Here is a 17,342-nt window from a genome sequence, read left to right as displayed (position 1 = left end):
GGCTCCTCGACGGTCCCGCCGCGGCGAGCGCCGCCGAGGCCCTCGCGAGGAGCGGCGCGCCCGGGGCGGCGGCGCCCCTCGCGGCCTACCTCGCCCGTCCCGACGCTCCGGCGCGAGCGCAGGCGATCGACGCGCTCGCCGCCCTCGGCGCCCGCGACGCGGCGCCCGTCATCGCCGCGCAGCTCACGAACGATCGTCCCGAGGTCCGCGCCGCCGCAGCGCGCGCGCTGGGGAAGCTCGCCTACGAGCCCGCCTCCGGGCGGCTCGAGGCGCTGCGGAGCGACTATTACGGCCGGGTCCGCCGCGCCGCGGTCGAGGCGCTCGCGAAGCTCCCGTCGGGCGCGCCGCGCCCCCGGCCGTAGACCTGGCCTCGCGAACGGCGCGCCCGGCGGTCCGCCGCCGGCGGGCCGGGGACGCAGCTCCACGCTGCCCCGTCAGATCCCGGGCGCCATCGTCGTCGGCAGCACCGGCCTCTGCTGCCCGAACCGCGTCCGGAGCGCGGCGCCGAAGGTGACGAGGGCGGCGGCGATCCAGACGAGCCCGCCGAGGAACGGCACGGCCGTCACCAGCACGACGATCGCGGTGCCGATCGCGAGCTGCAGGACCCACGCGCTGCGCTGCTGCGGGAGCGGGATCGAGCGGCCGACGTGGATGGCGAGGGACGTGAACCCGAGCACCCCGGCCGCGAGGACGAGCAGGGCGAGCACCGCGACGAGCGGGATGCCGATGATGGTCACCACGAGCAGGAGCGCGAGGACCGGCGTCGCGACGAGGCCGAGCAGGCCCGTGAGGATCGACTTCCACGGGCTCGCGAGCATCGCCTCGGCGACGGCGTCGACGCGGCGCGGGAAGAGCGCGACCACGAGGAGCCCGAGCGCGAAGAAGAGGGCGAACTTCGCGAGCACCTGGCCGACGGACCAGAGCACCGACTCGCGGCCACCGAAGAGGAGGCTCGATCCGAACATCCCGCCGATCCCCGGGAGCCCGGGGACCGAGACGCTCGTCTGGTCGCCCCCGATGGTCGCGTGCGGATCGGGCTTCACGGACCCGCCGACGGCGGTCGCGTTCCGCTCCACCACCGCGCCCGGGCCGAGCTCGACGCTCCCCAGCACGGCCGTCACCTCCCTCGCGGTGGCGCCGGCCTCGAGCTTCACGCCGCCGAGCACCGCGACGACGTTGCGCGCGGTCGAGCCCGGCTCGAGGCGCACGTTCCCGCGGATGGCGACGACGTCGCGGACCTCCTCGCCCGGGTGGATCGTGACGTCGCCGTTCTCGACGCGGTCGCGGGCGTCCTGCCCGGTCTCGCGCCCGTCGTCCCACTCGCGCCTGGCGTCGCGGATGGCGCGCTCGGCCGTGCGGCGCGCCTCCGCGCCGATGCCGGCGAACCCGCCGAGGGGCTGCGCACGCACCACCACGACGCCGCCCTGCAGCTCCGCCGCGAGCCCGGCCTGATCGAGCACCGCCCGCAGCGCCTCCTCCACCGGCGTCGCGTTGAACACCCCGGACACCTCGCCGCGGACGCCCGGCGGGATGACGATGGAGAGCCCACCCGCGGCGGCGACCTGCCGGAGCGCGTCGTCGACGTCGGTCTCCTCGAACTCGCCCGTGAAGCGCTTCCCGCTCGGCTTCTCGAACCCCACGAGCGTGGGCTGCCGCGCGACGGGGCCGCTCGACGGCGCGACCACGACCGTGTTGCGCCGGCGCGACGCCTCGAGGAGCGTGCCGCTCAGGGCGGCGCGCAGCGCGTCCTCGACCGGCACGTCGCGGAGCTTCAGGACGAGCTGGATGTTGCCGGTCCGACCCGTGTTGAGGACGAGGTTCCAGCCCGCCGCGTCGGCGATCTTCTCGAGCGCGTCGTCGAGGGAGACCGTGTCCGAGATCGTGACGTGCTTGCCGGACGGCTCGGCGGGCCACTCGCCGACGAGCGGATCGGCGGCGCCGGTCGGCGGCGGGAGCGCGGGGAGGGGCGGAGTGGGGCGTGCCGACGGACGGGCCGGGGGCCTCGGCGCCGCGCCGGGACGGGCCGGCACCGGCGGCGCCGGGAGCTCGGCGCCGGGGCGGGCGGCGGCCGGCGGGGGAGGCGCGGAGGGCGTCTCCGGGGAGGGCTGGAAGACCAGGGCGGCGAGCAGGAGCGCGAGCATGGGGGTCTCCATCAGGCGACCTCGGCCCGCGCCTCGGGCGCGGGCATCAGGCGCGCGAGGGCGACGAGGAGGGGGATCGCGACGACGGCCGCGACGAGGATGATCTGCAGGCGGAAGACGCCGACGAGCGCCGGGAGGAACCCGGCGCCGACGCGGACGGCGAGCGCGACGTCACCGAGCCGCTCGGCGACGCCGGAGACGGAGGGCGCCCAGGCCCGGGCGCCGGCCGCGACGAACGCGACGATCGTCGCGAGGGCGACGCCGGCGAGGATGCCGAGCGCCCAGCGCCGCTCGCGGGCGGCGGCGCGCTCGGCCGCGTCGATGCGGGCGAGGACGCCCACCGTGAAGTCGGCGGGGAGCGGGGGGACCTCGAGGTCCTCGAGCGCGATCGCGAGCATCCGGTACGACTCGACCGCCGCCTGGCACTCGGGGCACTCCGCCACGTGCCGCTCGACCGAGGCCGTCTCGGGCTCGAGCAGCGCGCCGTCGACCATCCGCTGGGCCTGGGCGTCCGTGAGGTGTCCGTCGAAGAGGCTCATCGCAGGTTCTCCGCGCCCGGCTCCGCGAGCGCTTCCTTGAGGCGGGCGCGCGCGCGGTGGAGCCAGGTCATCACGGTGCCGAGGGGGACGTCGAGCGTGGCCGCGATCTCCTTGTAGGAGAGGTGCTCGACGTGGAAGAGGTGCACGACCTCGCGGTAGTTCTGGGGCAGCGCCGCGACCGCCGCCTCGAGCGCGCCCGCGAGTTGGCGCCGCTCGAGCGCGTCGTCGGCACGGACGGCGGCCGGATCGGCGAGCTCGCGCGGCGCGCCCTCGTCCGGCTCGGCGTCGAGCTCGACGCGCTGGGTGTCCGGCAGGCGCCGGCGCAGGACGTCGAGGCAGTGGTTGCGCGCGATGCGGAGCACCCACGGGACGAACGGCTGGGCGGCGTCATAGGTGGAGAGCGCCGCGTAGGCGCGCGCGAAGGCCTCCTGGGCGGCGTCGCGCGCCTCCTCGGGCTCGCGCAGCAGGCGGAAGCAGAGCCCGTACACGGCGCGCTTGTGCGCGTCGACGAGCTGGCCGAAGGCCTTGCGGTCGCCCTTCGCGGCCGAGCGCGTCAGGGCGGCCTCGCCGGTCACCACCGGTGGCGCCAACGAGCGCTCCTCCACCTGCCACGAGAGGGCGAAACCTAGATCGGCGAGCGCCGCGGCCGCAATCATGAAGAACCCTACGGATCGCGCGGGTTTCTATTTCGCGCAGGCCCGCCCGGGCGGGTGGTGGGCGCGCCTCCGGGCGTCCTCCCGGTAAACCTCAGTCGATCCGGACGCTTGCGTTCAGACGAGCCCGAGCGCTCGCTCTCCGAGCAGGATCGCGAAGGACACGGTGAGCGTCGCGGCCGTGACCAGCGCGCCGATCCGGAAGAAGCGCCAGAAGCCGATGCCCGCCCGGGAGCCCGCCAGCTCCAGGACGATCAGGTTCGCGACCGATCCGAGCACCGTCAGGTTGCCGGCGAGCGTGGCGGCGAGCGCGGTCGCGAGCCACGCCAGGCGCGGCTCGGCGAGCCGCGGGATCCACTCGCCCGCGAGCAGCACGAACGGGACGTTCGAGACGACCTGCGACGCCCCGACCGTGAAGAGCGAGAACACGGCCGACTGCCGGACGGCGTCATGGCCGAGCGCGGGGACGATGAGGTCGAACATCCGCGACGCGATGCCCGCCTTCCCGATCCCGGCCACCACGACGAAGAGCCCCGCGAAGAACACGAGCAGCGGCCAGTCGACGCGCTGGAGCGCCTCGCGCGGCGCGCGCCCGGCGACGGCCATGCAGAGCGCGGCGGCGAAGAGCGCGGTCCAGGCGAGGGGGAAGCCCGCCAGGAAGCCCGCCACCGCGAGGGCGGTGGCGAGGAGGGCGCGGGCGAGGAGCGGCCTGTCGAGCTCGGGGGCCGCGACCCGGGTCGGCGCGAGCACGCGGCGCGGCAGGTCCTCGCGGAAGACGCGCTCGAGGACGAGCGCGACGACGACGAGCGACGCGAGCGCCGGGAGCGCGAGCGCGGCCGCGAAGCGGGCGTAGGAGATCCCCGACAGCGTCCCGACGATCATGTTCTGCGGGTTGCCGGTCAGGGTCGCGACCGAGCCCGCGTTCGAGCCGAAGGCGAGCGCGAGCAGGTACGGCAGGGGCGGGAGCTCGGCGTCCTCGACGACCGAGAGCACGATGGGCGTGACCATCACGCACACCGTGTCGTTCACGAGCAGCACCGAGAGGGTCCCCGCGGCGAAGACGACCGCCCACAGGAGCGACCTCGGCGTGCGGACCGCGCCGAGGATCCGGAAGCTCGTCCAGCGGAAGAAGCGCGCCTCCGCGAGATACGCCGAGAGGAGCATCATCCCGAGCAGCAGGCCGAGGGTGTCCCCGTTCACCGCGCCGCCCGCCTCGCCGGGCGTCAGGACGCCGGAGGCGACCATCAGCACGGCACCGAGCAGCGCCGCGGCCGGCCGATCGAGCGACAGGAACGGCAGGCGACCCGCGGCGACCGCCACGTACGTCACGGAGAACACGGCGACGGCGGCGACCACGGCACGTACTTACCACGGGAGTCCCCCGCCGGGTCGAGGCGAGGCCCCGCGCGAACTCGCTCGGCGCGCCACGCAAGGGCTACATTGCTGCCGTGCCCCCCGATCTCCCGATCGTCCTGGACGGCAGCACCGGCGAGGGCGGCGGCCAGATCCTCCGCACCGCGCTCTCGGTCTCCGCGATCACCGGGAAGCCGTTCGCGATCGATCGGATCCGCGCGAACCGCGAGAAGCCGGGCCTCCGCCCGCAGCACCGCGAGGCCGCCCGGGCGGTCGCGCGCCTGTGCGACGCGCGGCTCGCCGGCGACGAGGTCGGCTCGGAGCGGCTCGAGTTCCACCCGCGGCGGCCGGTGCAGGCGGGCGACTGGGCGTTCGACATCGGCACCGCCGGCTCGACTCCGCTCCTCTTCCAGACCGTGTGCTGGCCGCTCGCGCTCGCGGGCAAGAGCTCGACGCTCACGCTCCGCGGCGGCACGCACCAGGACCACGCGCCGAGCTTCCACTACCTCGCGCTCGTGTGGGCGCCGGCCGTCGCGCGGCTCGGGTTCCGGTTCGAGCTCGCGCTCCAGGCCGCGGGGTTCTACCCGGAGGGCGGCGGCGAGTTCACCGCGCGGGTGGAGCCGGCCCACCCGATGCCCCCGCTCGACCTGCGTCACCGGGGGACCCTGCAGGACGTCGAGGTCGTCTCGATGGTCTGCGGCCTCGGGTTCGACGTCGCCGAGCGGCAGGCGGCGCGCGCGCTGCGGCTCCTGCGCGAGGCGGGCATCGCCGCGCAGGCGGAGCGGGTGCCCATGCCTTCGCGCGCGTCGCGCGGGGGCCACGTGCTCGTCGTCTCCACCTTCCAGCGCGCCCGGGCCGGCCACGGGGCGGTGAGCGCGCGCGAGCGCTCCCCGGAGCAGATCGCGGAGGAGGCGGTGGGCGGCTTCCGCGCGTACCTCACGGGCGGGGCCGCAGTGGACCGCCACCTCGGGGATCAGCTCCTGCTCCCCGCGGCGCTCCTCGCCGCCGGGCTCGTGCCGTCGCCGCCAGGCATCGTCCCGGTCACGCGCTACACCGTGGACGGAGTGACGAAGCACCTCACCACGAACGCCGCGATCATCCGGCGCTTCCTCGACGTCGAGATCGCCATCGTCGAGGGTCAGGAGGGGGAGGGCGAGGTGCGGGTGCAGCCCGCCGGCGGCGCGGCCGAGGTCGTGCCCCTCACCTCGGGGTAGCGCGAGCCCCGGCGCGCCTCACGCGGGCAGCGCCTCGGTCACTCGCGCGCGGTCGCCGCGGCCCGCGACGGCGAGGCCGAGCGCGATCGCCGCCGCCCCGACCCAGCCCATGGGCCCGAGCCGCTCGCCGAGCACGCCCACGCCCAGGACCGCGGCGGTGAGGGGCTCCGCGAGCGTGAGCGTCACCACGGTGGGCACGGCCAGCCGGCGCAATCCCTTGCCGTAGAGCCAGTACGCCAGGCCCACGGTGAGCACGCCGAGGTGCAGCGCCATCGCGCTCCCCCGCGGGCTGGCGAGCCAGGCCATCGGCTCGCGCGAGAGGAGCGGCGCCATGAGCAGCGCCCCCACCCCGAAGACCCCGGCCATCGCCTGCGCGGGGTGGAGGCCGGCGTCCATCGCGTGCTTCGCGGCCTGCGCGTAGACGGCGTAGCTGAGGCCGGCGCCCAGCATGAGGCAGAGCCCCACCGCGTCCGGAGGCGCGCCGTCCGCCGCGCCGTGGGCGGCGAGCAGCGCGGCCCCGGCGACGGTGAGCCCGGTCCCGAGCACCCACGCGCGCGAGAGCGCGCCGGCCCTTCGCGTCAGGTGGAAGAGCCCCGCGAACACCGGGCCGCTCCCGATGCCCACGATCGTCCCCAGCGTCACGCCCGTGCGGCGAAGGCCCGCGAACCAGGCAAGCTGGTACGCGGCCACCGCGACCCCGCCGATCGCGAGGGCCGCGGCGTGCGACCGCCACCGCGGGCGCCGCGCCGATCCTCCCGCGAGGGCGACGGCGGCGAGCACGACCGCGCCGATGGCGAGCCGCACCGCCCCGACCCCGAGCGGCGTCGTGCCGCCGGGCCCCAGCGCCTGCGCGGTCCCCGTCGTGCCGAAGAGCGCGGCCGCCGAGAGGACCGCGAGCGCAGCGCCGAGCTGAGCCGCCCCGTGGCGATCCGGCCGCGTCACAGCCACCGCTTCCGGCGAAAGATCGCCCACAGCGCGAGCGGGGTCGCGGCGACGAGCACGAGCACGAGCGGCGCCGCGACCCGCGGCGGGATGATCTGGAGGTTCATCCCGAAGAAGCCGGCGACGAAGTTGAGCGGGAGGAAGATGGTCGCGACGAGCGTCAGGCGGGCGGTGAGCGCCGAGAGCCGGTTGTTGGTGCGCGACAGGTAGGCCTCCATCGTGGAGGCGAGGAGATCGCGGCCGGTGTCCACCTCCTCCGCGAGCCGCACGGCGTGATCGACCACGTCGCGGAAGTAGACCGCCGTCGCGTCCCGCACGAACGGCTGGCCGGGGCGGGCGAGCGCGGCGAACACCTCGCGCTGGGGCGCGAGGCGGCGGCGGAGGTGCCCGTGCGCCCGGCGCGCGGCGACGATCCGCGGCAGCACGTCCTCGTCCATCGCGCCGCCGTCGGGCTCGGACGTCAGGTCCGCGAGCGCCTCGACCTCCTCGGTGAGCGCGTCCACGAGCGCGAAGTGCACGTCCGTGACGGCGTCGTGCACGAGGTAGAGGGCGAAGTCCGGCCCGCGCTCGAGCAGCGCCGGCTCGCCGGCGCAGCGGGCGAACACCTTGTCCACCTCGGCGATGGGGACCGCGTGGACCGTCACGAGCGCGTCCGCGGTGAGGAACGCGTGCAGCTCGTGGGAGAGGACCTCGCTCTCGTCGGCCGAGGGGATGACCCGGTGGACGACGCAGAAGAGGCTACCGGGGAAGGGCTCGTACTTGGGCCGCTGATCCTCGTGCGCGCAGTCCTCCAGGGCGAGCGGGTGGAACCCGAACGTCTCGCCCAGGAAGGCGAGCGTCTCGGGGTCCGGCCCGGCGTCGATCCACAGCCGCGCGCCCGGCTCGACGAGCTCGCGCCCGCCGGCCCGCACGCGTCCTTCGTCCCACCGCAGCACCCGCACGCGCTCGCCTCCCCGCGCTGGCCACGGCCCGCGCACCGGGCGCAGCCTAGCATCCCATGGCGGGCCGCCGCGCGATGGTGTAAGCGAGGCGCTCGTGCGCCGGCTCCTCGTCATCCTCGGCACCCTGGTCGTCGCCGCGGCGCTCGGCTGTGCCGGCGGCCGGGCGGCCCGTGCCACCCGGGCCGACGCGCCGGACGCCGCGCTCCGCGCGTTCGCCACGGCGCTCGCCGGCGGTCGGTTCGAGGCGGCGCACGCGCTCCTCTCCGCCCGCTGGCGCCAGGCGTACACGCCGCGCCGCCTCGCCCAGGACCTCGCCGGCGCGGGGCCGGCCGGGCGCGAGGCGGCGGCGCGCGCCCTCTCGGCGCTCGACGCGGGGTCGCCACTCGTCCGGGAAGGCAGGGTGGCCCGGCTCCCGCTCGGGGGGGATCACGCCGCGGTGGTGGTCCTGGAGGACGGGGGCTGGAAGGTCGACGCGCTGGAGTGACGGAGCGGCGCCACGCGGCGTTGAGAAGCCCTCGGGTGGCGGCTATAAAGGCGCTCCCATGCCGCTCGACCCCAAGACCGCCCTCGACGCCCTCCGCAAGGTGATGGACCCCGAGCTTCACCGCGACCTCGTGTCGCTCGGGATGGTGAAGGACGTCGCGGTGGAGGGCGACGCCGTGCGGCTCAAGGTGGAGCTCACCACGCCGGCCTGCCCGCTCAAGGACACCATCGGGCGCGACGTGAAGGCGGCGCTCGAGGGCGCGGGCTTCCGCCGCGTGGAGCTGTCCTGGGGCGCCCAGGTCCGCTCCGCGCCGGGGGTCTCCCAGGCGCAGCTCACGCCGGGCGTGAAGAACATCATCCTGGTCGGGGCGGGGAAGGGGGGCGTCGGCAAGAGCACGGTGGCGGTGAACGTCGCCGCCGGCCTCGCCCGCACCGGCGCCAAGGTCGGCATCCTCGACGCGGACATCTACGGTCCGTCGATCCCGATCCTCACCGGCGTCACCGAGCGCCCCACCTCGAAGGACGGCCAGCGGCTCGAGCCGCTCACGGCGCACGGCATGAAGGTGATGTCGATCGGGTTCCTCATCGACCCCGACCAGGCGCTCATCTGGCGCGGACCGATGGTGACCGGCGCGCTCATCCAGCTCCTGCGCGACGTGAACTGGGGCGAGCTCGACTACCTCGTGCTGGACCTCCCGCCGGGCACCGGCGACATCCCGCTCACGCTGGCGCAGAACATCCGCGCGGCGGGCGTCGTGCTCGTCTCGACGCCGCAGGACCTCGCGCTCGCGGACGTCATCCGCGCGAAGCTCATGTTCGACAAGGTCTCGATCCCCGTGCTCGGGCTCGTCGAGAACATGTCCGCCTTCGTCTGCCCGCACTGCCGCACCGAGACCGCCATCTTCGACAAGGGCGGCGCGCGGACGGCTGCGGAGAAGATGGGCATCCGCTTCCTCGGCGACGTGCCGATCGACCTCGCCATCCGCGAGGGCGGCGACAAGGGCGTGCCGATCGTCGTCGGCCAGCCCGACAGCCCGCAGGCGGCGGCGCTCCTCGCCGTCGCGAAGAACGTCGCGGGCGCGGTGAGCACGCAGATCCTGAAGGCGCCGCGCCTGCCGGTCATCGGCGCGCAGCAGCGCGCCTGAAGAGGCTTCCATGGAGCGACCGCCGCCGCAGGGTGACGACGAGGGCTTCGCGCCCGACGACCTCGAGCTCGAGGGGGGCGGCGACGCCGCCGGGTCGCGCGGGCTCATCCCGGAGGCGGTGAAGAAGGCCATCCTCGCGGGCGTCGGCGCCGTCTTCATGGGGGAGGAGGGGGCGCGCCGGCTCGCGCGCGACTGGAAGCTGCCGAAGGACGTGATCGCCTTCGTCGGGAACCAGGCCCACGCCGCGAAGGACGAGATCCTCCGCGCGGTGGGCGACGAGATCCGCGGCTTCCTGCAGTCCGAGGCGCTGCGCCGGGAGTTCCTGAACGCGCTCGCCGACCGCACCATCGAGGTGAAGATGGAGATCCGCGTCCGGCCCGACGCGGAAGGCGCGCCGCGCGCGGAGGTGAAGACCGCCGCGACGAGGGGCAAGCGGGCGCGGCGCAAGGCCAAGCGGTGAAGCGCGCGGCGCGGCTCGTCGCGCTCCTCGGCGCGCTGGCGGTCGGGGTGTTCCTCTTCTCGTCGTCACCGCGCGACGTGGTCCTCGTCTACGACCTCGGGGACGCCCCCGGGACCACCGCCCTCGAGGTCGACCTCCGGCGCGGCGACGCGCTCGTGCGCCACGCCGAGTTCCGCGTGAGCGGCCCCGAGCGGCAGGTCCGCCATGCCCTGCGGTTGCCGCGGGGAGCGTACGCGCTCGCCTGGCGCGCCACCGGCCCGGCGGGGGCACGTTCCGGCGAGCGCACGCTCGACGTCGAGGAGGAGGGCACGATCGTCCTCCCCCTGGGGCGATAGCGGGGCCGTCGTCGCCGCGTGCCGGGGCGCGCGGGCCTGCCCAGGTTGGTGGAGATGATCGACCTGCACTTCGTCGCGGACGGGCTCGCGCTGGGTGCGCACTTCCCGATGGGGGCCGCCGCCCGGCTCGCCCAGGAGCACGAGATCACCCAGGTCGTCGACGTCCGCGTGGAGGCGTGCGACGACGAGGCGGTCCTCGCGCTCCACGGCATCCGGCTCCTGCACCTCCCGACCCAGGACACGCGCGCCATCTCGCAGCGCATGATCCGGGACGGCGTGGCCTTCGTGACGGGCGCGCTCGCGCGCGGCGAGCGCGTCCTCATACACTGTCAGTACGGCATCGGCCGGAGCGCGCTGCTCGCCCTGTGCGTGCTGGTGGCCCGCGGGCACCCGCCGCTCGAGGCGCTCTCGCGCGCCAAGGACGCCCGGCCGGTGATCTCGCCCAGCCCGGAGCAGCTCGAGGCGTTCCTGGCCTTCTGCGAGTGGCACCGCGCCGCGCACGACGCGGACTTTCCGGTACCCACCTTCGACGAGCTCGCGGCGATCGCCTACCGGCACCTCCGCGCCCATGCCTCGCGCGAGGAGGCGCGCGCCGCGTCCTCGCGCGCGGGGTAGCGGTGCTGTTCTTCGGGAACCGCTCGCGGACGGCGCACCCAGGCCGCCCGCGCCCGTGACGCGCTGCGCGGCGGACGGTTCCCGCCGTCCTGACGGGACGGTCGGAGCGGCGCCCACCCGCGGAACACGCCTGGACCGGGCGGTTTTCTTGCCGGCGCGCCCCGCCTGAGGTCTCGCCTCCACCAGCCCATTCGGAACACGCTCGGCCCGCTCATCCACAAGACGGCGGGACCGCCTCCTGGACGGCGGCCTGCACCACGGAGGGACGCATGGCCATCGAGCGAATCGCGGTCATCGGGGCAGGGCAGATGGGGTCGGGCATCGCGCAGGTGGCGGCGCAGGCGGGGCTCTCCGTCGTGCTCGGCGACGCCGCGCCGGAGCTGGCCCGCAAGGCGGTGGAGAAGCTCGGGGGGACGCTCGGCAAGCTCGTCGAGAAGGGGAAGATCGCGGTCGCCGACCGGGACGCGATCCTCGGCCGCATCAAGCCCGCCGCCAGCCTCGAGGACTGCGCCGGGGCGGATCTCGCCATCGAGGCGATCGTCGAGAACCAGGGCGTGAAGACGGAGCTCTTCCGCAAGCTCGACGCGCTCCTGCCGCCGCACGCGATCCTCGCCTCGAACACGAGCTCCATCTCGATCACCGCGCTCGCCGCGGCGACGAAGCGCCCCGGCCAGTTCATCGGCATGCACTTCATGAACCCGCCGCCGGTGATGCAGCTCATCGAGATCATCCGCGGGCTCCAGACCTCCGACGAGACCTACGCCACGGTCGTGGCGCTCGCGAAGAAGCTCGGCAAGACGACCGTCACGTCCAAGGACGCGCCCGGCTTCATCGTGAACCGGATCCTCATCCCGCTCCTCAACGAGGCGTGCTTCGCCCTGCAGGAGGGGCTCGCGTCGCCCGAGGACATCGACACCGGCGTGAAGCTGGGGCTCAACCACCCGATGGGCCCGCTCACGCTCGCCGACTTCATCGGCCTCGACACCTGCCTCTACATCGCCGAGGTGCTGCACCGGGAGCTCGGCGACGACAAGTACCGGCCCGCGCCGCTGCTCCGCCAGTACGTCGCGGCGGGGTGGTACGGCCGCAAGTCCGGTCGCGGCTTCTACCGGTACGACGCCTGACGCCCCGCCGCCCGCGGCCGCTGGAGACGACCATGACCTACGAGAACCTCCTGTGGGATGTGCAGGACGGCATCGGCACGCTGACGTTCAACCGTCCGAAGGTCCTGAACGCGATGAGCACCCGGACGATCGAGGAGCTCGCGGACGTCGTGCGCGCGGTCGAGGCGGACGCGGGGGTGCGGGCGATCGTGCTGACGGGGGCGGGCGACAAGGCGTTCATCGCCGGCGCCGACATCGCGGCCATGTCGACGATGGGGCCCATCGAGGCGCGGCGCTTCGCGGAGTCGGCGCACGACGTGCTCGAGCGGCTCGAGCGGCTGCCGATCCCGACCGTCGCCGCGGTGAACGGCTACGCGCTCGGCGGCGGCTGCGAGGTCACGCTCGCGTGCGACCTGGTCTACGCGAGCGACCGGGCGCGCTTCGGCCAGCCGGAGGTGAACCTCGGGCTCATCCCGGGCTTCGGCGGAACGCAGCGGCTCGCGCGGCGCGTGGGCGTGATGCGCGCCCTCGAGATCGTCCTCACCGGCGATCAGCTCGACGCCGCCCAGGCGAAGGCGATCGGCCTCGTCCTCGACGTCGTCCCGGCGGCGGACCTGCTCGCGCACGCCCGCGAGAAGGCGCGGAAGATCGCGGCGAAGGGGCCGGTGGCCGTCGGTCAGGCGAAGCGGGTGCTCCGGCGGGGCGCAGAGCCGGATCTCGGCACCGCGAACGAGCTCGAGCGGCAGGCCTTCGCGGCGCTCTTCGGGAGCGCGGACGCGAAGGAGGGCATGCGGGCCTTCCTGGAGAAGCGCCCCGCGCAGTGGACCGGCGCCTGAGACGCGCGCGCCCCGCCGTGAAGGAGCGCCGCGCGGGACCGGCTCAGCCCGCGCGGGCGGTGGGATCCTCGTCGAGCTCGATGAGGTGTCCGGTCCGCTCGCGCTTCACCCGCAGGTAACCGATGTTGTGCGGGTTCGCCGGCGAGGGCAGCTGGATGCGGCCGCGGACGGCGATGTTCGCCTCCTGCAGGCCCGCGACCTTGAGCGGGTTGTTCGTCACGAGCTCGACCGAGCGGACGCCCAGGAGCCGCAGCATCTCCGCGGCGACTCCGTAGGTCCGCAGGTCGTCCGGGAAGCCGAGGAGCCGGTTCGCCTCGTACGTGTCGTGGCCCTGCGCCTGGAGCGCGTAGGCGCGGATCTTGTTCCCGAGCCCGATGCCGCGGCCCTCCTGGCGGAGGTAGAGGAGCACGCCGCGGCCGCGCTCGGCGATGAGATCCAGCGCGCGATCGAGCTGGGCGCGGCAGTCGCACTTGAGCGACCCGAGCACCTCGCTCGTGAGGCACTCGGAGTGAATCCGCACCGGGACGTTCTCGCCGCCGACGTCGCCCATGACCATCGCGACGTGCTCGGCGCCGCTCTGCGGTTCCCGGAACACCACCGTGCGAAAGAGCCCGCGATGGGTGGGGAGGGGGGCTTCGGCGTAGATGAAGACGCTCTCGCTGCGCTGCGTGCGGCCCTTCACCGCCACCACGTTGCCCATGTCTTTCGGCACCTCCACGTGTCCCGAGGCGACGGGATCCCGCGTCGAATAATCCCGTACGGTGACGCCGGTCAAGACCAACTCCGGCCCGTCGTGGGGCCGTCACGAGAGACCGGGTGTGCGTTGACACGGCGCGCGCGCGCCGTTAGACGAGCCTCGAATGGGCGCAGACCTCTCATCCGGAGACCTCGCGCGCGCGACCGGCAACACGGTCCGCACGATCCGGTTCTACGAGGAGGAAGGTCTGCTCAAGCCGTCGGTGGTGAGCGACGGCGGCCACCGCCGCTACACCGAGGACGATCTCGAGCGGCTCCGGCTCATCACCGATCTGCGCGAGCTCGGGCTGTCGCTCTGCGAGATCCGCTCGATCCTCGAGCTGCGGACCGGCTGCCACAGCGCGGCCGAGTTCGCCATCCGGTTCCAGTCCGTCCTGGCCGGCCACCTCGAGCAGGCCCAGCGTCGCCTCGAGCGGCTCCGGCGCGTGAAGCGCGAGCTCCTCGACGCGCTCTCGACGATCCAGGAGCGGCTGTCGTCCGCGGGCGTCGAGCAGTGCCCGTGCGCGGTGGCCGAGGAGGCCGGGGCGCCGCGGATCGTGCGCGTGCTGGCGCGCCAGCAGGGCTGCTGCGGGCACCATCCGTACCCGCCGGTCGCCGCCGAGCAGGCGGAGCATGCCCGCGCGGCCGTTCCGCCGGCCGTTGTCCGCAAGACCTCGGGGACCTGAGGCGGAGACCCGCCGATCTGGCTCGCCACGGCGTGACGGGACCCGATCGGCCGGCTCGGTGCTAGCGCGGGGGCCCACGGCGGCGCGCTTCCGCTCGACCGCATCCGCGTCGGCGGCTTCGTCGAACCCGCTCGCGGCGAGGAGCGCGCGGTCTCGGGATCAGGCGCAACTGGAAGGCGGGGGAGAGACCGGAAAGGCGCGGGGCAGCGCGCCCAAGACCCGAACTGAGCCCAGGCTCGAGCGTGTCCGGGACCGTCCGGCCGGCCGCCCGGCTAGTTACCATAATCTACATTATCGGACTCACGGTGGGCCCCTCGGACTCCTTGCCGCTGCCTGCTCTGCCGCTCACGAGCGCTCCAATCCGGTACGATCGGACCCCCTCGCTGGGCCTGCCGGCACGGCTCTCCACCCCGGTTGCCAGCGAGGCTATCGACCATGGCCGAACGGTTCCGAATCCCTGCTCCCCCTCGGCTGTCCGACGCGGCGGCGCTGAGCGTGGCGGCCGGACTCCCGCTCCTGGTCTTCTCCCTGGAGTGGTCGCTCCGCGAGCTGTTCATCGGTGTTCCGTACGTCCTCTTCACGCTCGCGGTGGTGCTCGCCGCATGGGCCGGCGGGCTCGTCGCCGGGCTCGTCGCCGTGGCGCTCTCGGCCGCGCTCGGGTACGCGTTCGTGTCCGGCGGCGCGCCCGCCGTGGCGCCCGCGAGCGCGCACCTGGGCGTCGCCTGGTTCGTCCCTACCGCCCTGGTGATCGCCGCCATCGGCTCGGCCGCGCGCGCCGGGTTCCGCGAGCGCGAGCGGGCCGCGGAGACGCTCCGGCAGAGCGAGGCGCGAGAGCGCGCGCGGGCGGCGGAGGTGCAGGCCATCATGGACGCGGTCCCGGCCGTCGTCCTCATCGCCCACGACCCCGAGGCGCGGCAGATGACCGGGAGCCGCGCCGCGTACGAGCTCCTCCGGATGGCGCCCGGCGGCAACGTGTCCAAGACCGGCGACCGGCCGCCGCCCCATTTCCGCGTGCTGAAGGACGGGCGCGAGGTCCCGCCCCAGGAGCTGCCCACGCAGGCGGCGGCCCGCACCGGAGCGAGGGCGCGGGACATCGAGCTCGAGATCGCGTTCGAGGACGGGACGCGTCGCACGATCCTGGGGAACGCGGAGCCGATCTTCGACGACCTGGGCCGGCTCCGCGGTTCCGTCTCGGCGTTCATCGACGTGACCAAGCTCTCCGAGGCGGTCCGCACACGAGATTCGTTCCTGGCGATGGCGTCGCACGAGCTGAAGACCCCGATCACCTCGCTCCAGCTCCAGGTCGAGTCGCTCCTGCGCGCCCGTGCGGGCGTCGCCGCGCCGCTCGCGAAGACGGCCGACTCCATCCGGCGGCAGGTCGTCCGGCTCACCGCGCTCGTGGACACGCTCCTCGACGTGTCGCGCCTGAACGAGGCGCGGCTCCAGCTGGAGCTCGAGCCGGTGGATCTCTCGGCGGTCGCGCGCGAGGTCGTCTCCCGGCTCGGCGGCGACGCGGAGCTGGCGCCCTCGCGCATCCACGTCGAGGCGGCCGGGGACGTCTCCGGGCGCTGGGACCGGCTGCGGCTCGAGCAGGTGGCGACGAACCTCGTCTCGAACGCGCTCAAGTACGGCGAAGGAAGGCCCGTGTCGGTCCGCGTCGAGTCCGACGGCCGCCTCGCCCGGCTCGTGGTGGCCGACCAGGGGATGGGGATCCCTCGCGGAGAGCAGCAGCGCATCTTCGAGCGGTTCGAGCGCGGGCGCGCCACCCGCGGGTACGGCGGCTTCGGCCTCGGGCTCTGGATCACGCGCGAGATCGTCGGCGCGCTCGGTGGACGCATCGAGGTGGAGAGCGTCCCGGGCGCGGGGGCGACGTTCCGCGTCGAGCTGCCCGTCGCGGGGCCGCCCGACGCCACGCCCCGCGAGCCTGCCGGGCCCGCCTAGTTCAAGCCCCCGGCTCCCGGAGGTTGTCGGCGATGGCCAGCTCCGGGCCCTCGTGCGCGAACTCGGAGCTCTCGTCGCTGAGCGTGCGGGAGGCGAACTTCCACCCCGCGCCGGCGCGGACCTCGTCGGCCGTGATCGACAGGTAGGCGTCTCCGTCGACGACCTCGGCCACGAGCTCGAGCGGCACGGAGTAGTCCTTCATCAAGGCGCCCTTCTCCACGAGGATGCTCCGGTCCTCGAGCCGGATGATCGTGCCGAGCACCTCGCCGCCGCGCGCGCGCACCTTCATGTTCTCGCTCAAGTCTCCCGTGTGGACCATGTCGCCCCTCCCGCGTCCGAGCACGTCCGACCCGACCACAGGATACCGCCGCGCACGATCGTGGGCGCTGCGCGCGGCCGCCCGCCCGGCCGGCGCTCCGTGCTGGCGCAAGGCAGCGGACCGGCCGCGCGATCGCTCACCCTGCGCGAACGACCGCGACCGAGCCTTCGGCCTTCCGCTGGATCTCGATGCGCGCCGGGATGCGCCGCCTGAGCTCCGGGACGTGCGAGATGACGCCGACCACCCGGCCGCTCTTGCGCAGGTCCTCGAGCGTCCGGACCGCGTCGTCGAGCGTGTCCTCGTCGAGCGCGCCGAAGCCCTCGTCCACGAAGAGCGCGTCGAGGCGCAGGCCGCCCGAGCGGCGGAGGACCACGTCGGAGAGCCCGAGCGCCAGCGCGAGGCTCGCGAGGAAGCTCTCGCCGCCCGAGAGCGCCCCCACCGGGCGATCGGTCACGCCCGTCCAGGCGTCCTCCACCACGAGCGCGAGCCCCGAGGCCTGGTTCTTGCGCGCGACGGCGGTGTCGTGGCGCAGCCGGAACCGCCCGCGCGACATCTGGAGCAGCCGCCGGCTGGCGGCCTCGGCGACCTCCTCGAGCCGCGCCGCGAGCACGAACCGCTGCAGGCTCATGTTGAGGGCATTGTGCCCGCGGGCGACCTCGGCGACCTTGCCCGCCACCGCGAGCTCGCGGGCGACCACCGCCGCCCGCGCGTCGAGCTCCCCCACGCGCGCCTCGAGCGCGCGCAGGCGCTCCAGGTCCTTCTCGAGCCGGACGCCCTCGTCGCGCGCGAGCCGCGCCGCGCCGGCGGCGGTCGAGCGCGCCGCCTCGAGCGCCGCGAGCTCGGGCGCCGCCGTCCCGGCGAGCTCGGCCGCGAGCCTCCGGACCCGCTCGTCCGCCGCCTT

20 protein-coding genes are annotated in these 17,342 nt (G+C 74.8%); 11 read left to right on the top strand and 9 right to left on the bottom strand.

All coding sequences use genetic code 11. The features are described from left to right. Positions 1–362, top strand: a 362-nt coding sequence (locus tag MNZ39_RS18805) for a HEAT repeat domain-containing protein (protein WP_242340620.1), incomplete at its 5' end; no start/stop codon positions are given. Between the two features lie 72 nt (positions 363–434). Here the strand turns inward: MNZ39_RS18805 and MNZ39_RS18800 are convergent. The 4 genes from MNZ39_RS18800 to MNZ39_RS18785 all read right to left on the bottom strand — a co-directional run bounded on the left by MNZ39_RS18800 (position 435) and on the right by MNZ39_RS18785 (position 4,689). Further along, the gene (locus MNZ39_RS18800) at positions 435–2,153 is read right to left on the bottom strand and encodes an STN domain-containing protein (protein WP_242340619.1); all 1,719 of its coding nucleotides are present in this window, start codon (positions 2,151–2,153) and stop codon (positions 435–437) included. Next, positions 2,153–2,680, bottom strand: a complete 528-nt coding sequence (locus MNZ39_RS18795) for an anti-sigma factor (RefSeq protein WP_242340618.1) — start codon at positions 2,678–2,680, stop codon at positions 2,153–2,155. The genes MNZ39_RS18800 and MNZ39_RS18795 overlap by 1 nt, the downstream gene beginning before the upstream one ends. Further along, on the bottom strand, positions 2,677–3,336 hold the full coding sequence (locus MNZ39_RS18790) for an RNA polymerase sigma factor (protein ID WP_242340617.1): 660 nt from the start codon (positions 3,334–3,336) through the stop codon (positions 2,677–2,679). The genes MNZ39_RS18795 and MNZ39_RS18790 overlap by 4 nt, the downstream gene beginning before the upstream one ends. A 114-nt stretch (positions 3,337–3,450) precedes the next feature. Further along, positions 3,451–4,689 carry an SLC13 family permease gene (locus tag MNZ39_RS18785; protein ID WP_242340616.1) on the bottom strand — a complete coding sequence of 413 codons (1,239 nt, stop codon included), beginning with the start codon at positions 4,687–4,689 and terminating at the stop codon, positions 3,451–3,453. Between the two features lie 92 nt (positions 4,690–4,781). On the opposite strand from MNZ39_RS18785, the gene rtcA reads away from it, so the two are divergent. Then, positions 4,782–5,900 carry an RNA 3'-terminal phosphate cyclase gene (gene rtcA, locus MNZ39_RS18780; protein ID WP_242340615.1) on the top strand — a complete coding sequence of 373 codons (1,119 nt, stop codon included), beginning with the start codon at positions 4,782–4,784 and terminating at the stop codon, positions 5,898–5,900. A gap of 18 nt (positions 5,901–5,918) precedes the next feature. Here rtcA and MNZ39_RS25045 read toward each other — a convergent pair whose 3' ends face one another. Continuing rightward, the gene (locus MNZ39_RS25045; protein WP_242340614.1) at positions 5,919–6,848 is read right to left on the bottom strand and encodes a DMT family transporter; all 930 of its coding nucleotides are present in this window, start codon (positions 6,846–6,848) and stop codon (positions 5,919–5,921) included. After that, the gene (locus MNZ39_RS18770) at positions 6,839–7,783 is read right to left on the bottom strand and encodes a magnesium transporter CorA family protein (RefSeq protein WP_242340613.1); all 945 of its coding nucleotides are present in this window, start codon (positions 7,781–7,783) and stop codon (positions 6,839–6,841) included. The genes MNZ39_RS25045 and MNZ39_RS18770 overlap by 10 nt, the downstream gene beginning before the upstream one ends. 94 nt (positions 7,784–7,877) lie before the next feature. On the opposite strand from MNZ39_RS18770, the gene MNZ39_RS18765 reads away from it, so the two are divergent. From MNZ39_RS18765 to MNZ39_RS18735, 7 genes are all read left to right on the top strand, one after another. Next, positions 7,878–8,267 (top strand): hypothetical protein, encoded by a 390-nt coding sequence (locus MNZ39_RS18765; RefSeq protein ID WP_242340612.1) that lies wholly within the window; start codon positions 7,878–7,880, stop codon positions 8,265–8,267. Positions 8,268–8,325: 58 nt separating this feature from the next. Then, positions 8,326–9,411: an Mrp/NBP35 family ATP-binding protein gene (locus MNZ39_RS18760; RefSeq protein ID WP_242340611.1), complete on the top strand. Its 1,086-nt coding sequence runs from the start codon at positions 8,326–8,328 to the stop codon at positions 9,409–9,411. A 10-nt stretch (positions 9,412–9,421) separates the two neighbouring features. Continuing rightward, a complete protein-coding gene (locus MNZ39_RS18755) occupies positions 9,422–9,871 on the top strand; it encodes a hypothetical protein (RefSeq protein ID WP_242340610.1) in 450 nt (149 codons plus the stop codon). Further along, on the top strand, positions 9,868–10,206 hold the full coding sequence (locus tag MNZ39_RS18750; RefSeq protein WP_242340609.1) for a hypothetical protein: 339 nt from the start codon (positions 9,868–9,870) through the stop codon (positions 10,204–10,206). The genes MNZ39_RS18755 and MNZ39_RS18750 overlap by 4 nt, the downstream gene beginning before the upstream one ends. A gap of 54 nt (positions 10,207–10,260) precedes the next feature. Next, on the top strand, positions 10,261–10,821 hold the full coding sequence (locus MNZ39_RS18745) for a dual specificity protein phosphatase family protein (protein ID WP_242340608.1): 561 nt from the start codon (positions 10,261–10,263) through the stop codon (positions 10,819–10,821). Between the two features lie 269 nt (positions 10,822–11,090). Beyond that, on the top strand, positions 11,091–11,945 hold the full coding sequence (locus MNZ39_RS18740; protein WP_242340607.1) for a 3-hydroxyacyl-CoA dehydrogenase family protein: 855 nt from the start codon (positions 11,091–11,093) through the stop codon (positions 11,943–11,945). Positions 11,946–11,977: 32 nt separating this feature from the next. After that, on the top strand, positions 11,978–12,760 hold the full coding sequence (locus MNZ39_RS18735) for an enoyl-CoA hydratase/isomerase family protein (protein ID WP_242340606.1): 783 nt from the start codon (positions 11,978–11,980) through the stop codon (positions 12,758–12,760). 43 nt (positions 12,761–12,803) lie between these two features. On the opposite strand, the gene ribA is transcribed toward MNZ39_RS18735, so the two are convergent. Beyond that, entirely contained in the window at positions 12,804–13,460 is a 657-nt protein-coding gene (gene ribA / locus MNZ39_RS18730) for a GTP cyclohydrolase II (RefSeq protein ID WP_242340605.1), read from the bottom strand. 160 nt (positions 13,461–13,620) lie between these two features. Between ribA and MNZ39_RS18725 the strand changes: the two genes are divergently transcribed. Beyond that, positions 13,621–14,181, top strand: a complete 561-nt coding sequence (locus tag MNZ39_RS18725) for a MerR family transcriptional regulator (protein ID WP_242340604.1) — start codon at positions 13,621–13,623, stop codon at positions 14,179–14,181. Positions 14,182–14,616: 435 nt separating this feature from the next. Next, positions 14,617–16,122, top strand: coding sequence for an ATP-binding protein (locus MNZ39_RS18720; protein WP_242340603.1), 1,506 nt, complete (start codon positions 14,617–14,619; stop codon positions 16,120–16,122). A gap of 1 nt (position 16,123) precedes the next feature. Here MNZ39_RS18720 and MNZ39_RS18715 read toward each other — a convergent pair whose 3' ends face one another. Then, entirely contained in the window at positions 16,124–16,441 is a 318-nt protein-coding gene (locus MNZ39_RS18715; protein WP_242340602.1) for a DUF2171 domain-containing protein, read from the bottom strand. A 136-nt stretch (positions 16,442–16,577) separates the two neighbouring features. Further along, positions 16,578–17,342: SbcC/MukB-like Walker B domain-containing protein (locus MNZ39_RS18710; protein ID WP_305037341.1), on the bottom strand; the 765-nt coding region annotated here is incomplete at its 5' end.

The organism is Anaeromyxobacter sp. SG66 (genome assembly GCF_022690805.1).
GTDB lineage: Bacteria > Myxococcota > Myxococcia > Myxococcales > Anaeromyxobacteraceae > Anaeromyxobacter > Anaeromyxobacter soli.
The sequence above is the reverse complement of the archived record's forward strand: the minus strand, read 5'-3'. Positions and strand labels throughout refer to the sequence as shown.